12 protein-coding genes are annotated in these 15,214 nt (G+C 42.1%); 7 read left to right on the forward strand and 5 right to left on the reverse strand.

Features of this window, described 5'->3' with window-relative positions; genetic code table 11:
• Positions 1 to 4: 4 nt before the first annotated feature.
• The 3 genes from RH40_RS14950 to rdgC form a co-directional block, all read right to left on the reverse strand.
• On the reverse strand, positions 5 to 259 hold the full coding sequence (locus RH40_RS14950) for a YfhL family 4Fe-4S dicluster ferredoxin (protein WP_009602452.1): 255 nt from the start codon (positions 257 to 259) through the stop codon (positions 5 to 7).
• Positions 260 to 261: 2 nt separating this feature from the next.
• Positions 262 to 1,662: a prephenate-dependent tRNA uridine(34) hydroxylase TrhP gene (gene trhP / locus RH40_RS14955; protein WP_009602453.1), complete on the reverse strand. Its 1,401-nt coding sequence runs from the start codon at positions 1,660 to 1,662 to the stop codon at positions 262 to 264.
• A 209-nt stretch (positions 1,663 to 1,871) separates the two neighbouring features.
• Positions 1,872 to 2,786, reverse strand: coding sequence for a recombination-associated protein RdgC (gene rdgC, locus RH40_RS14960; RefSeq protein ID WP_009602454.1), 915 nt, complete (start codon positions 2,784 to 2,786; stop codon positions 1,872 to 1,874).
• Between the two features lie 215 nt (positions 2,787 to 3,001).
• Between rdgC and phoB the strand changes: the two genes are divergently transcribed.
• From phoB to RH40_RS14975, 3 genes are read left to right on the forward strand one after another with little or no spacing between them, the layout of a single operon-like run.
• Entirely contained in the window at positions 3,002 to 3,691 is a 690-nt protein-coding gene (gene phoB / locus RH40_RS14965; RefSeq protein WP_009602455.1) for a phosphate regulon transcriptional regulator PhoB, read from the forward strand.
• Positions 3,692 to 3,716: 25 nt separating this feature from the next.
• Positions 3,717 to 5,018, forward strand: coding sequence for a phosphate regulon sensor histidine kinase PhoR (gene phoR / locus RH40_RS14970; protein WP_009602456.1), 1,302 nt, complete (start codon positions 3,717 to 3,719; stop codon positions 5,016 to 5,018).
• Entirely contained in the window at positions 5,015 to 5,962 is a 948-nt protein-coding gene (locus tag RH40_RS14975; RefSeq protein WP_009602457.1) for a PstS family phosphate ABC transporter substrate-binding protein, read from the forward strand. Before phoR ends, RH40_RS14975 begins: the two co-directional genes overlap by 4 nt.
• Before the next feature lie 2 nt (positions 5,963 to 5,964).
• On the opposite strand, the gene ppx is transcribed toward RH40_RS14975, so the two are convergent.
• Together ppx and ppk1 are read right to left on the reverse strand one after the other, a co-directional pair.
• Positions 5,965 to 7,473, reverse strand: a complete 1,509-nt coding sequence (gene ppx / locus RH40_RS14980) for an exopolyphosphatase (protein ID WP_009602458.1) — start codon at positions 7,471 to 7,473, stop codon at positions 5,965 to 5,967.
• 7 nt (positions 7,474 to 7,480) lie between these two features.
• Positions 7,481 to 9,559: a polyphosphate kinase 1 gene (gene ppk1 / locus RH40_RS14985; protein ID WP_009602459.1), complete on the reverse strand. Its 2,079-nt coding sequence runs from the start codon at positions 9,557 to 9,559 to the stop codon at positions 7,481 to 7,483.
• Between the two features lie 266 nt (positions 9,560 to 9,825).
• Here ppk1 and RH40_RS14990 point away from each other — a divergent pair, with 266 nt between their 5' ends.
• From RH40_RS14990 to phoU, 4 genes are read left to right on the forward strand one after another with little or no spacing between them, the layout of a single operon-like run.
• Positions 9,826 to 12,009 (forward strand): ABC transporter permease subunit, encoded by a 2,184-nt coding sequence (locus RH40_RS14990; RefSeq protein WP_009602460.1) that lies wholly within the window; start codon positions 9,826 to 9,828, stop codon positions 12,007 to 12,009.
• 19 nt (positions 12,010 to 12,028) lie between these two features.
• Positions 12,029 to 13,675, forward strand: a complete 1,647-nt coding sequence (gene pstA / locus RH40_RS14995) for a phosphate ABC transporter permease PstA (RefSeq protein WP_009602461.1) — start codon at positions 12,029 to 12,031, stop codon at positions 13,673 to 13,675.
• Positions 13,676 to 13,677: 2 nt separating this feature from the next.
• A complete protein-coding gene (gene pstB, locus RH40_RS15000; RefSeq protein WP_009602462.1) occupies positions 13,678 to 14,496 on the forward strand; it encodes a phosphate ABC transporter ATP-binding protein PstB in 819 nt (272 codons plus the stop codon).
• Between the two features lie 12 nt (positions 14,497 to 14,508).
• On the forward strand, positions 14,509 to 15,207 hold the full coding sequence (phoU, locus tag RH40_RS15005) for a phosphate signaling complex protein PhoU (RefSeq protein WP_009602463.1): 699 nt from the start codon (positions 14,509 to 14,511) through the stop codon (positions 15,205 to 15,207).
• Positions 15,208 to 15,214 lie beyond the last annotated feature (7 nt).

The raw sequence follows: 15,214 nt of genomic DNA on the forward strand, positions 1-15,214 counted from the left end.
CTTACTAAGCTAACCCTTGAATAATGACAAACTTTTCTAGCAACTCGTCTTCGGTTTCTACGTTGTCTGGATCAACGATAATACACTTGCTGATTGGACAAACGGACTGACAAGTTGGCTTTTCATAATGGCCTTTGCATTCGGTGCACAGATCAGGGTCGATCTCAAAGATCGACTCACCCATGCTAATGGCTCCGTTTGGGCATTCAGGGTCGCACATATCGCAGTTTATGCACTTATCAGTAATGAGTAAGGCCATATTTAACTTAGATTCTGTTTTCTTGTGTTTTGACCATTATTAAAGTTTCGCATCAGTAAAGCATACTCAAGATCAACCTCTTGCGGAACAGGAATGAAAACAAAGTGACCGCTACCTTTGGCATCTTCAATACATTCTGATTTGCGATTTTCCATCGACTCTAATGTAAATATCACATTGCCTTTTGGTGTCATTAACTCAAGGCTATCACCAAGGATAAACTTATTTTTCACCGCCACTTCTGCCAAATCGCCGCGACGTTTACCTGTGAATTCACCAACAAACTGCTGAGTGTCGGAGACTGAATATCCGTAATCGTAATTTTGGTAGGTATCGTGAGTATGACGACGTAAGAAACCTTCGGTATATCCTCTATGAGCCAAGCTTTCCAGTGTAGTCATTAGGCTTGCATCAAATGGCTTTCCTGCAACAGCATCGTCAATGGCTTTTCGATAAACTTGTGCTGTTCTGGCACAGTAATAAAATGACTTTGTTCTTCCCTCAATTTTCAATGAGTGGACTTTCATTTTGGTCAGCCTTTCCACGTGCTGTACAGCTCGAAGGTCTTTTGAGTTCATGATGTAGGTACCATGCTCGTCTTCAAAAGCCGCCATTTTTTCTTCCGGCTTGTGGCGTTCTGAAAGAAGCACCACATCGTCAGTGGGCTGTCCTTTTCCTATGGTTACTTCAGGACGCTGTTCAAGAACTTGTATTTCTTGAGTTTTAGAGGGATCGAATTGTTCAACAATCTGGCCATTTTCATCTTCTTTCCCTTTTTCAACATTATATTCCCAGCGGCACGCATTTGTGCATGTCCCTTGATTTGGATCTCGCTTATTCATATAGCCTGAAAGCAGGCAGCGCCCAGAATAGGCCATACAGAGAGCACCATGGACAAAGACTTCTAATTCGGTTTCAGGGCAATGATGACGAATTTCTTCGATTTCCTCTAAGGAAAGTTCACGAGAGACGATAACCCTTTCAAGCCCGTTTGCAGCCCAGAACTTAACGGTAGCCCAGTTAACGGCATTCGCTTGTACAGATAGGTGAATTGGCATTTCTGGGAAGGCTTCACGTACCATCATTATTAAGCCAGGATCGGACATGATCAAAGCATCGGGACCCATTTCGATGATAGGGGTTAAGTCTCGAATGAAGGTCTTTAGTTTGGCATTGTGGGGTTGGATGTTACAGACTACGTAGAGTTTTTTCCCCAGAGCATGAGCCTCATCAATACCTATTTTCAGATTCTCGTGATTAAACTCGTTATTTCTTACACGCAAGCTATAGCGAGGCTGACCAGCATATACAGCATCTGCACCATAAGCAAAAGCATAGCGCATATTTTTCAGGCTCCCTGCGGGAGATAGCAGCTCAGGTACAAAGGCTTTTTCAGTGGTCATTGCGTTGTTCTCTCTTGTCACAAAATCTTATTTGACTGATTTATCGTCTAGGATCAGGGGCGAAAATTTTACGTGAAAATGCCACCAAAGACTACTTGAAATCCGCAAAAAGGCAAAAGACTTACAAATAGTAGGTTTTTATGGATTAGAGAGGGGAATAGAAATACTCTAGGGGACATATTAAACGTCCCCTTGTATGAACAACGATGTTAGGTTGTTGGGTTGGCTAGACCACCAAGACAATCATAGAGATTGGGTAAAAATGCACTTAGTTCGCCACTCATTAAAGAGAAATCAGCATCGAACCGAGCCCCTTTATCTTCACGGGGAATATCGTCATTTTGATCTTTCAATTCATCAGAGAATTTCAGGCGCTTTAGGCTGCCATCTTCAGAGAGAATAAATTCGAGCCGTTCTTGCCACTCTAGAGCAAGCTTTGTGACGACTTTGTCTGCGTTAATGTGGCTTAGAATCTCATCAGAAGTGAGTTCTTGTTTCTTGCAGCGAATAATACCACCTTCTTCAAGAACAGACTTAAGCTCGGCTTCATCGAGCATGTTAAATCCTGCAGGAAGTTGTCCTGTTTTTACCCAATCAGTGAGTGTCGTCTCGAGCGCTTTTTCTGGGAATGCGGGAACAACGGGTAGGCTTCCCATGGATTTACGCAATAATGCCAGTACATCTTCTGCTTTTTTAAAGCTGCTCGCATCGATGAGAATTAACCCCTGGCTCGGCAAAATAAGGACGTAAGTATTTTGGCTGCGACTGAATGCTCTTGGGAGTAGATCTATGATGATCTCTTCTTTTAAATCATCCTTTTCTTTCTTTTTAAGTGGTCGTCCTTCTTGTGCTTCAAGTGCCTCAATTTTACTATTTAGCGTGTCTTTAATCACAGAAGCTGGGAGCATTTTCTCTTCTTTTTGGGCACAGATAAGGATACGGTTATCTGAAGAGTGCGTCATCATATCGCCATGCTTACCCATAGCGCTGACCCAACCGAACTTTTGTTTATCTTGGCTTCCACAAGGAGTAAAGCGGAACTCCGTGAGTTGTTGCTCAAGCTTATCTGCATTAAATTCAATATCACGGTTAAAACGATAAACTAGACAGTTTTTGAACCACATATGTTTTCTCTATACCTTTTGTTGGGGCACCAATAATAAAGACTTTTGTTGCAATTGTCTTATTTGGTACACGCAATATTGGGAGGAACATTATATGAAAATTTGTTTTCAAAGGTCACAAAAGTGTCATAATTGCTGGTAATAATGCCTATGCATCAAAAGTGATAGTAAACGCCATTTTTGAAATAACACAACTTACATAAGGTTATGCAATTATGTCTAGAAGAATTCTGGTTGTTGAAGATGAAGCCCCTATTCGAGAAATGCTTTGCTTTGTTCTTGAACAAAAAGGTTACCAAGCGGTAGAAGCAGAAGACTACGACAGTGCGGTAACAAAACTCGCGGAACCCTTCCCTGATTTGGTTTTACTGGACTGGATGCTACCTGGTGGAAGTGGGATCAATTTTATCAAACATATGAAGCGCGAAGAGCTAACCAGAAATATTCCGGTAGTGATGCTGACAGCTCGCGGTGAAGAAGAAGACAAAGTGCGTGGCTTAGAAGTTGGAGCCGATGATTACATTACTAAACCTTTTTCACCGAAAGAATTGGTTGCCCGTCTTAAAGCCGTTATTCGCCGTGTCACGCCAACTGCATTGGAAGATGTCATCGATGTTCAAGGTTTGCGTCTTGATCCCGTTTCGCATCGTGTGACAGCGAATGATACTGCTCTCGATATGGGACCAACCGAGTTTAAGATGTTGCATTTCTTTATGACTCATCAAGAACGAGTCTACAGTCGAGAGCAGCTACTTAATAATGTCTGGGGTACCAATGTTTATGTGGAGGATCGCACAGTAGATGTACACATCCGACGTTTAAGAAAAGCACTAGAATTTGCAGGGCATGACAAGCTGATTCAAACAGTGCGTGGTGCAGGGTACCGCTTTTCGACTAAAGCTTAATGAACTATTCCAGTTGGAGAAACCAGTGGTAGAAAGGTTAACCTGGAAAAAACTTACGTGGGAGTTGAGCCTTTTTTATGCGCCTTGGGTTGTTGTTGGATGGATTTTTGGACATATGTCATGGTTATTGCTCACTGCGACTGTGATACAACTCGTATGGCATCTAAATAATCAGGTACGACTATCAGCTTGGCTCTGGGATGAAAAGCGCCTCACTCCACCATCAGGGAGTGGGCATTGGCTATCATTGTTTGATGGCTTATATCGCTTACAGCAGAGGCAGAGAAATAAACGCAAAGAGCTGACTAATTTAATTCGCCGTTTTCGTAACGGTGCCGAATCTCTGCCCGATGCCGTCGTGGTTTTTCGTGGAGAAGGAAATATCGTTTGGTGCAACAAGCTAGCGCAGCACTTGCTGGGGTTTAAATGGCCAGATGATTCTGGTCAACCCATATCTAACCTCATTCGTACTCCTGATTTTATTAAGTATCTCAATAAAAAAGATTTTTCTGAGCCACTAGAGATGCGTTCCCCTTTTAACATTGAACGAATTCTAGAACTTCGGATTGTTCCTTATACCGAGGGCGAGCATCTTATGGTTGTGCGTGATGTTAGTCAGCTCAAGCAATTGGAAGGGATGAGGCGCAATTTCTTTGCGAATGTTTCACATGAACTCAGAACGCCAATGACGGTCTTGCAAGGCTACCTAGAAATGACAGAAGATCCTGATCTTGTTGTTGGTCCAATGTGGAGCAAAGCCCATGGTGTTATGACAGAGCAACTCAATCGTATGAACAGCCTAGTTAATCAGTTATTGACGTTGTCAAAGATTGAGGCTGCGCCGATGCACGAGCTAGAGGACGTGGTGAATGTTCCTGCTATGCTAGAGGTGCTAGAAAAAGAAGCGGTAAGTTTAAGTGGGGCGAATAAACACCAGCTTATATTCGATGTAGATGAATCACTCAGGGTTCTTGGAGATGACGACCAGTTGCGCAGTGCCATTTCAAACCTAGTTTATAATGCTGTGAAGTATACCTCTTCCGGTGCCAGGATTTGTGTACGATGGTATGCTTCTTCTCAGGGAGCACATCTCGAGGTAGAAGATAGTGGTGAAGGTATTGAAGCTCAACATTTACACCGTTTAACAGAACGTTTTTATCGTGTGGACAGAGCGCGCTCTCGTGACACAGGTGGCAGTGGATTAGGACTGGCAATTGTCAAGCATGCGCTTTCCCATCACGATTCCCGACTACAAATACATAGTGAGGTAGGAGTTGGAAGTAAGTTCTCATTTATTCTTCCTTCAAGGTTGGTGGTAGGGATATGATTAAAGTGTTGGCCTTACTCCTATCACTGGCCTTTTTTCCTATTTTTGCTCAAGATGCAGTGCTTACTGATTACGAAAAAAAAGCGGGCGTGAGTGGCAGCTTGACCAGTGTAGGCTCTGACACTCTTGCAGGAATCATGACCTTGTGGGTAGAGGCTTTTCAGCGACTCTATCCAAGTGTTAATGGACAAGTTCAGGCTTCGGGATCATCGACAGCTCCCCCCGCTCTGGTTGAGCAAACCGCTCAGTTCGGCCCAATGAGTAGGCCGATGCGAACAAGAGAAATAGAAGCTTTTCAACGCCAGCATGGTTATCTACCCACTGAACTCAAAGTTGCGATTGATGCTATTGGTATCTTTGTTCATAGAGACAACCCCATTAAAGGTATGAACTTCAAACAGTTAGATAGCATTTTTTCTGCGACATTGCGTTGTGGTGCTACGGAATCCATAGTGACTTGGTCTCAATTAGGCCTCGAAGATGATTGGGCCAAACGCAGTATGCAATTATTTGGTCGTAACTCTGTTTCTGGTACTTATGGTTATTTTAAGAAAAATGCGCTGTGTGGTGGTGACTTTCGAGACAATGTTAATGAACAGCCAGGTTCTGCGTCTGTTGTCCAATCTGTAGCGTCAGCAATTAATACCATAGGTTATTCAGGCATTGGTCACCAAATGTCAATGGTGAAATTACTTCCTATCGCTCGTTCGGGTTCGGACTATGTAAAGGCAACTCAGGAAAACATTGGTTCAGGTAAGTATCCTTTGTCACGTTATCTTTATATCTACCTTAATAAGGCTCCCTCACAACCACTTAGTCCGATTGAGCGAGAATTTATTCGGTTTATTTACTCCCAACAGGGCCAATCTTTGGTAAGTAAAGAGGGGTATGTTCCTATTTCTGCACGTATTGCGCAATCAGAGCTTAAAAAAGTGGGCCTTTAAACTCAATCGTCTTGAAAAGTAAGTACCCACTCTACATCTTGCCAATATTGCTGTTCACTGACTAAATCCGCTTGGAGAAGTTTATTTTGAGTGAGCCACTGGCTATTTTTATTACTCAACATCCATATTTCATTTTCAATTGACAGCGTGACATCGGATAGGGGCATATCGTTTCTTTGTCCATGCAACAAAATAGAAAGCCTGAGAATACGGATAAGACCCATAATGTGTTTTCTTTTGAATAAAGAAAAGTCTTCGAGGTCATTGAGTTTTAAAGTTTTACGTTGAAACCTAACGAGCATGGCGAGTAAGCGTTGTTGCTCTTGGTTAAAACCTGGCATGTATGTATGACGGAGTATGTAAGCAGAATGACGATGAAAAGCTTGTAAGCTAATGCTCAGCCCTACTTCGTGCAACAAGGCACTCCATTGCAGTAAATCCGAAAGCTCGGAGTTATTTTTAATCCCCAGAGTTTTATGGACTTGATTAAATAATATCATGGCTGTGTTTCGTACATGAGTAGCATGATTTAAATCAACCAAGTGTTTACTGGCTAAGCTTTCAGTTGTCCGCATCCGGATATCAATGTGCTTTAGGCCATCCTCCATCTCATACAGTAACCCCTCACGTAAGGCCCCCTCTGAAAAGTGTATCTGGTTGATCTTAAGGCTATGCATCACCGCCATCAAAATAGCCAGCCCAGCAACAAAAACAGGCTTGCGTTCATCAGATAGGCCTTCAAGTTCAATATCATTGATGCATTTCCATTGTTGAAGCGCAATAATCAAGGTATCTAATCTTTCAGGGGTGATGACCCCATCATAATGACCCATCGCGATTAAAACTTCTCGGATCGCTTTTATAGAGCCTGATGATCCAAAAGCAATGTCCCATCCTTTTTTGCGGTAGGTGCTAGCAAAAGATTCCAGTTTCTGCTCTGCAGCGAGACAAGCTGCAGTAAAGTTCCTGATTGATAGTTCTCCGTTGGGGAAAAAAGATCGCGTATAACTCACGCATCCCATTTGTTTACTGTTGACGAGTTCTGGCTCAAACCCCTTTCCTATAATCACCTCTGTACTACCTCCACCAATATCAATAACTAACTTAGAATCAGATTGGGGTTGAGTATGGGCGACGCCCAAGTAAATTAATCGAGCTTCCTCGATTCCGGGGATGATTTCTATTTTAAAGGGGAGGACCTCACGCGCACGTTGAAGAAAGATATGAGCATTATTGGCTTCACGAAGGGTATGTGTTGCGGCGATTCGAACGTTTTCTGCTTCAAAGCCTTGAAGGCGCTCGGCAAATATAGCAAGGCAGGCGAGGCCACGTTCGATAGAAGCATTATCCAAATTATGTTGTTTATCCAGTCCTGATGCAAGATGGACGCGTTGCTTGTGTTTACTGACTAGCTGCAGATCTTGATCGATAACTTTGGCAACGACCATGTGAAAGCTGTTAGAGCCAAGGTCGATAGCGGCGACATCTCTATTTGTTGTAGCATTGCTCATGTTTTGCCTAATTCTCAAACTGTTTAGTTTTTCGCCTTTCTATTTTTTTAAGGTAGTCGTAAATTGCCATTTGTGAGCGAACTTTCTTTCTATTACCTCTAGAAACATAACTATTGCTCATTTCTTTGTCGATTATTCGAGCCTTAACAGTATCAGTAAAGTGAATGTTGATAATGTCAATAATACGTTTTTTAAGGCGAGGATCATATATTGGTGTCGCAACCTCAACGCGATGGTCGATATTACGAGTCATCCAATCGGCTGAAGAAATATAGACTTTTTCATCGCCGTTGTTGTGAGCAATAATGACTCTTGGATGTTCTAAAAAGCGGTCAACAATACTGATGACCGAGATATTTTCACTTATTCCAGCAACACCCGGAACAAGTGAACACATACCTCGAATGATCATTTTTATCTCTACTCCAGAACTGCTTGCGCGGTAGAGACGGTTAATCAAGCTTTTATCAACGAGATTGTTAACCTTGAGTATGAGTGAGGCTTTCTTCCCTTGCTTTGCGTTGATTGTTTCATTATCAATAATTCGGTTTAGTTGCTGGCGTGAATTACGCGGTGAAACAATTAGGTGCTTGAATTTCACTGGGCGATAAGGGTTTTCAATATAGCCAAAGACATTGCGTACCTCATTACAGATGTTAGGGTCCGCAGTTAAGAGTGAAAAATCGGTGTAGATACGTGCATTTCTTTCGTGAAAATTACCTGTACCTATGTGTGAATAATAGACAAGCTCCCCCTGTTCTTTTCGCGTTATCATTAGAAGCTTGGCATGAATTTTAAGTCCCGGTACGCCGAAAATGACCTGAACACCCGCTTCGGTCAATACCTTTGACCACTCAATGTTTGCTTCTTCGTCAAAACGAGCTTGAAGTTCTACTACAACAGTGACATTTTTACCATTATGAACAGCATCGACAAGTGAGTTCATAAGACGTGACTCTTTGGCCACCCGATAAATATTGATTTTTATACTTAGAACACGGGGGTCAAACGAGGCTTGTCGCACCAGTTCACTGATGTGTTCAAAGGCATGATAAGGGTAGTGGAGTAAAATATCTTTTGCTTTGATGGCCTCAAATTTATTGGCGAAGCCATCAAAGTCGATACAATGCAATGGGGGAAGCGGCTTGTTTTCTAAGTAGTCGCGCCCGACATTTGGAAAGTCTATGAAGTCTTTAAAATTATGATATCTTCCTCCAGGAATAAGGCTATCATAGTTAGAGATTTTTAGTTTTTCACATAAAAACTCTAACATATCTTGTGGCATTTCTCTTTCATATACAAAGCGCACAGGCATAGCCGTTAGGCGTTGACTTACTCCTTCGGACATTTGTTCCAGAAGGCTATGCTCAACTTCTCGGCTTAAATCGTATTCAGCGTCACGCGTCATCTTCATTGCGTAGCCGCTTAATCCTTCATATTCAAAAAAGCCATTAAATAGTTCGTCTAAACAATAGCGGATAATATTATCAAGTAATATTATCGTTTTGCGCCGTTTCCCTTTTTCTTCTGGTAATCTTACAAAGCGGGGAAGGTGGTCGGTAGGAATCTCAATTAAGGCATACTGATTCCCATCCCCACTCTCTAATTGAACGGCAATATAAGCGTACTCATCTTTGAGAAATTGCAGCACATCGATATCATCACGCAAAAGTAATGGTGTAATGTGAGGGAGGACATGCTTGTGAAAATAATGCTTAATCCAAATTTGTTGAGGTTCCGTGAGCTGCGCTTCATTGACAAGAAAAATTCGACGACGTGCCATGTCTCTTATTAGTTCTGAGTATAATTCATCAAAGCGTTCGTTGAGCTTTAATGCCTTGGTTTGCATTTTTGCCAACAAATGTTTCGAGTTGTCTTGCCCCCCGCGTTCTTGATTAATTAAGATACGTCTTTTGACGTCAGCAAACCTAACTTTGTAGAACTCATCTAAATTATTGGAGAAGATACCCAGAAATCGAATTCTTTCAATTAATGGTACAGTTTTATCGGCAGCTTCTTGTAGTACACGCTCATTAAAAGAGAGCCAACTCAATTCCTTTTCGACATACAATTTTTCTGTGCTCACAACGTTACCTTTGAATCTTGATGGGGTTCAAAAGTGATGTTTATCACTCTACATGGATAGCAAATTAAGCCGTGGGTTTAACTCTGTGACTTCATTTGCTGAACCTAGCATGTGTATAGATTTCAGTATCTAGGTTTTACTTGGGAACATGACATCAATATTATGTTTTTTATTGCATTGTTTTCAGTTGTTTAATTTCAACTGTAATATAATTGTCACGTGAACGAAATATTATACCCTTGGGGAAAAATAGGTACGAGAATAAGATGAGCGATGCAGAATTCTCTTTACGAGAGCGTGATCAAAGGCGACTAATTCAAGACAAATTGATCCGTTTTGCTGTGAGTACTGGGGGCATAAGCGTTCTGGTTGCTCTCGTGTTGCTGTTTGTTTATCTCTTTTTTATGGTGATCCCCCTATTTAGCGATGCTTCGATTGAGCTAAAAGAAACATATTCTTTTGATATAGTTGATAAAACGGTAGCGATAGGCGTTGGTGATCACGGGGAAGCTGCATTTACTCTTTCAAACCAAGGTAAGGTTCAGTTTTGGTCTCTATCTAACCCCAAAGCACAACCGATATTATCAAAAGCGATTATTGATGGCGGTGATGTGCTTGTGCATGCAACGACAGTGGATGGTTGGTATGGGGTTGCCGATACCAAAGGAAACATAACTTTTTTTCAACCTCAGTTTAGTTATCGACGTGTTGATGGTCAAAGTAGACCAGCGCCTCATATTGAGTACTACCGAACAAACCTAGACTTTACCAATCTAGGTAAAGCTCTTCGGAATTTTACCTTTACTCGACAAAAAACGCTCACTGTTGCAAGCTTTTATCAAGACAGTTCAGTCGAAGTTCGTTGGCGCAACGGTAGCGAACTTGAGACTTATCAATTTGATCAAAAATTTCCAAACTTAGAACAATTGGTACTAACACCAGATGGACAAACTCTTTATCTAAGAACTCAGTCAGAGTTGGTCGTGGCACAAAAAGACCAGAGCCGTTTTGTAATTCGTGAAGTAGTTGATTTAAGTCAAGGGAAACCTGAGCATGCGGTTAAAAATATAAGCTTATTATCCGGGGCATATTCTATATTGGTCACTCATCAAGATGGAAACGTATCGCAATGGTTTGATGTATTGGCAAGTGGTCAGCGAACGCTTACTTATATTAGAAATTTTAAGCTGCCTTCAGAGCTGGTATTACTACTCCCTGATGTTTACCGAAAAGGTTTCTACAGCTTTTACCTCAACGGGACTATCCAAAGCTACTATACAACCAGTGAAGAACTGGTGTTGTTTAAACGCCTATATAATAAGGCTCCTCAACTTGCAGCAATGTCCAACAATGAATCTTTCCTCGTCTCACTGCGTGATAACCAACTCACGTTAGCTGAGATAAATAATGCATTTCCTGAAGTCTCGTTGTCTTCGTTGTGGCAGAAAGTTTGGTATGAAGGTTACCCAGAACCTAGATACGTTTGGCAAACGACACCTTCAAGTGACACCTCGGAAGTTAAATTTAGTTTAGTGCCGATAGCTTTTGGAACACTGAAAGCGGCTGCTTTTGCGATGTTATTTGCAATTCCCATCGCCGTATTGGGTGCGATCTATACCGCCTATTTTATGTCTCCATCAATGCGCCGTTTAATTAAACCGTCTATTGAGCTAATGGAGGCATTACCGACAGTGATCATCGGTTTTCTTGCTGGGTTATGGTTTGCCCCTTTGCTAGAGCGCCACTTGGCTGCAGTTATGGCTTTGATTATCATGCTTCCGATCACGATGTTAGCGGTCGGTGCATTTTGGCAAGTTCTCCCCAAAAAATGGACGGGTTTTTTCAACAATGGATGGCACGTTATCGTTTTGATGCCAGCATTGATTCTGATTTCAATGTTTATCCTAGCTCAAAGCGGAAATATTGAAACTTTACTATTTGCTGGTGATGTTCGCGTGTTTCTGGCTGAGCGTGGCATTGATTTTGATCAGCGCAATGCATTGGTTGTTGGTTTTGCAATGGGTTTTGCTATCATCCCGACGATTTTCACCATTGCTGAAGACGCAATTTTTTCGGTTCCCAAACATCTCTCTGACGGGTCACTTGCATTAGGTGCGACACCGTGGCAAACACTTATCCATGTTGTACTGCTTACCGCGAGTCCGGGTATTTTCTCGGCAATAATGATGGGTCTAGGTAGAGCTGTTGGCGAGACTATGATTGTCTTGATGGCTACAGGCAATACGCCCATTATGGATTGGAATATACTCGAAGGAATGCGAACATTATCTGCAACTATTGCGGTTGAAATGCCGGAGTCTTCCATAGGTAGTTCACACTATCGAATACTATTTTTAGCGGCACTATTACTGTTGGCGTTTACCTTTGCTGTCAACTCATTAGCTGAGTGGGTGCGTCAGCGTTTGCGAGAAAAGTACCGTTCACTCTAATCATTAAGGGCTAGTCATTGTGTTTAAGTGGTTAAAATCCGGAGCTCCTTGGGTATGGCTGACTGCTGGCGCTGTCAGTATAAGTGTACTCTCTGTATTAGGATTGCTACTTTTGATCGGCTGGAATGGACTTGCCTATTTCTGGCCTGCGCCATTGTATCAATGGGAAACAGAGCAAGGAGAGAAACTGATTGGGCAAGTTTATTCTCAAGAGTACGTTCCCATTAGCCATTTTAAAGAGGAGGTGAGTCGCATTCCTAAAAAGAGCATCGATTCTGGGTTGATTAAACGTATCAGCATTAAGAGTGCCAATCGGGATTTATACGGCTCTGATTTTATTTCATTGCTTGATGTTGAACTCAATGAACCAACTACTCCTTCAGATTTATTGGTTATAGAACGGACCAGTGATGGGGACTTTTATGGCCGGCCTGTGGGCTATTATTCTTCTGTTGGCTCTATTGATAAAAATACCCAGAAAGCACTTGCCGTTGGTTTGGTTAAAGCCAAAATGTTGCGAGAAGATATTGACTACCTGATTAAACGCGATGTTCAGGGACTGAATTCTCAACTTGAAAAGTTGCGACTTGAAAAACGTAAGCATCAGTTTGATAAAAGTCTAGATGCTGATTTGATGGCTTCTTACTACGCAAAGAGTCAAACGCTGCGTGAGAAGCTTATGCAAGTCGAAAAAGTGCTCGATGGTTTGCAACGGCAATTAGCTTCTCAAGGAGTGATTGTTGAAGAAATGAAAGGACAACAAGTCAAAATTCCCCTGAGTCAAATATTGGATGCTTGGTATCCTAATCAAATGAACCTTCCTGAAAAACTTTTACATTGGGTGAAACAAGTTTGGAAGTTTCTTTCTGATGATCCACGAGAATCAAACTCTGAGGGTGGCGTGTTCCCTGCAATGTTTGGTACAGTACTTCTAGTGTTAATAATGTCAGTTATTGTTATGCCACTTGGTGTCATTGCTGCGATATATTTACACGAATATGCCAAGAATAATCTGGTCACTCGTTTGATTCGTGTTGCGGTAATAAATTTGGCGGGTGTTCCTTCCATTGTTTATGGTGTATTTGGTTTGGGCTTTTTTGTCTATATGGTGGGAGGCTCGATCGACACGCTTTTTTATCCTGAGCGTCTACCTGCACCGACTTTCGGAACTCCGGGGCTATTATGGTCTGCTTTGACTCTAGCCATATTAACCTTACCTGTTGTGATTGTCGCAACGGAAGAGGGACTGACTCGAATTCCTGTATCGGTCAGGCAAGGTTCACTCGCTCTAGGTGCAACTCAGTTTGAAACGTTATGGCGTATTGTTTTGCCTATGGCAAGCCCTGCGATTCTTACTGGCCTTATTTTAGCCGTCGCACGTGCAGCAGGTGAAGTGGCTCCCTTAATGCTTGTAGGAGCTGTAAAGTTGGCTTCAAGTTTACCCGTTGATGATCAGTTTCCTTTTGTTCACCTTGAACGAAAATTTATGCATTTAGGATTCCATATTTATGATGTCGGTTTTCAGACAACCAATATAGAAAGCGCCAGACCCTTGGTCTATGCAACCTCATTTTTACTTGTTACGGTTATTGTAGGTTTAAATCTGACAGCGATCAGTATCCGCAATAACTTACGTGAGAAATACCGTACTTTAGGACAAGACTAACGATGTTTTCTGTAAATCAAACTTTAGGTTATCGTCCCCCACTTGATGTCAATAATCTGACTGATGAGCAAACTGCCATTGTGATTGAAAGCTTGAGCTTGTTCTACAAAGGAACACAAGCGTTAAAGAATATCTCGATGCGAATCCCTAAGGGACAAGTTACTGCATTTATTGGCCCCTCGGGATGCGGAAAGTCAACGCTCCTTCGTTGTATCAACCGTATGAACGATTTGGTTGATGGCTGTCATGTTGACGGTAAGGTAAAGCTACACGGAAAAAATGTATACCATCCTAAAGTTGATGTACCGACATTGCGTAGGCGAGTAGGAATGGTATTTCAGCGCCCTAACCCTTTTCCTAAATCAATTTATGAGAACGTGGTTTACGGTTTACGCTTACAAGGAATTAAAAATAGCCGTTCGCTTGATGATGCGGTAGAGCGTTCGCTGCGGGCTTCTGCGCTTTGGGAGGAGGTAAAAGATCGTTTACATGAAAACGCTTTCGGGTTATCAGGGGGGCAACAGCAAAGGTTAGTGATAGCCCGTGCAATTGCTATCGAGCCAGAAGTGCTGCTATTGGATGAACCGACCTCAGCGCTCGATCCCATATCTACCTTGACGATTGAAGAGCTGATAAACGATCTAAAAAACCAATATACGGTTGTTATTGTTACTCATAATATGCAGCAAGCAGCGAGGGTTAGCGATCATACAGCGTTCATTCATATGGGAGAGCTAATTGAATATGCGGATACTGACTCTATTTTTACCTCTCCTTTAAAAAAACAAACCGAAGATTATATAACTGGGCGTTATGGCTAGAGGAGTAAGCCTATGAACTTTGGACGACATATTTCGGGTCAATTTAATGTCGAGCTAGAGTCGATACGAACCCATGTATTGGCCATGGGGGGATTAGTCGAACAACAAATTTCTTTTGCAATGCAGGCATTGCACAAAGGGGATATCGAATTAGCCAAAAAAGTGGTGAAAGACGATCATAAAGTCAATTCAATGGAAGTGTCGATCGATGAAGCATGTACCCGAATCATTGCAAAACGACAACCAACGGCAAAAGATTTACGCCTGATTATTGCCATTATTAAGACGATAACAGACCTAGAGCGTATCGGTGATGTTGCCACTAAAATTGCTTATGTTGCCATTGAGTCAGAAAGTAGCGCGGAACGTCAGTTTCACGTATCGCTTGAGCCTTTATGCCGTCAAGCGATTGGAATGTTGCATCAAGTTCTTGATGCGTTTGCTCGAATGGATGTTGCCGCTGCTGCAGAAGTGTATAAGTTAGATGATAAAATCGATATTGAATACGAAGCGGTTATTCGTCAATTAATGACCTATATGATGGAAGATCCTAAAAATATACCCAACATTCTTCAGGTAATGTGGTCCGCAAGAGCGATTGAAAGAGTGGGGGATCGTTGCCAAAATATTTGTGAATACATTATCTACTTTGTCAAAGGGAAAGATGTTCGCCACCTGGGCAACCAGAGTATTGATGATGCGCTGCGTTAACAGCTCG

It is taken from the genome of Vibrio caribbeanicus ATCC BAA-2122, from assembly GCF_000165125.1.
In the GTDB taxonomy this organism is placed as follows: domain Bacteria; phylum Pseudomonadota; class Gammaproteobacteria; order Enterobacterales; family Vibrionaceae; genus Vibrio; species Vibrio caribbeanicus.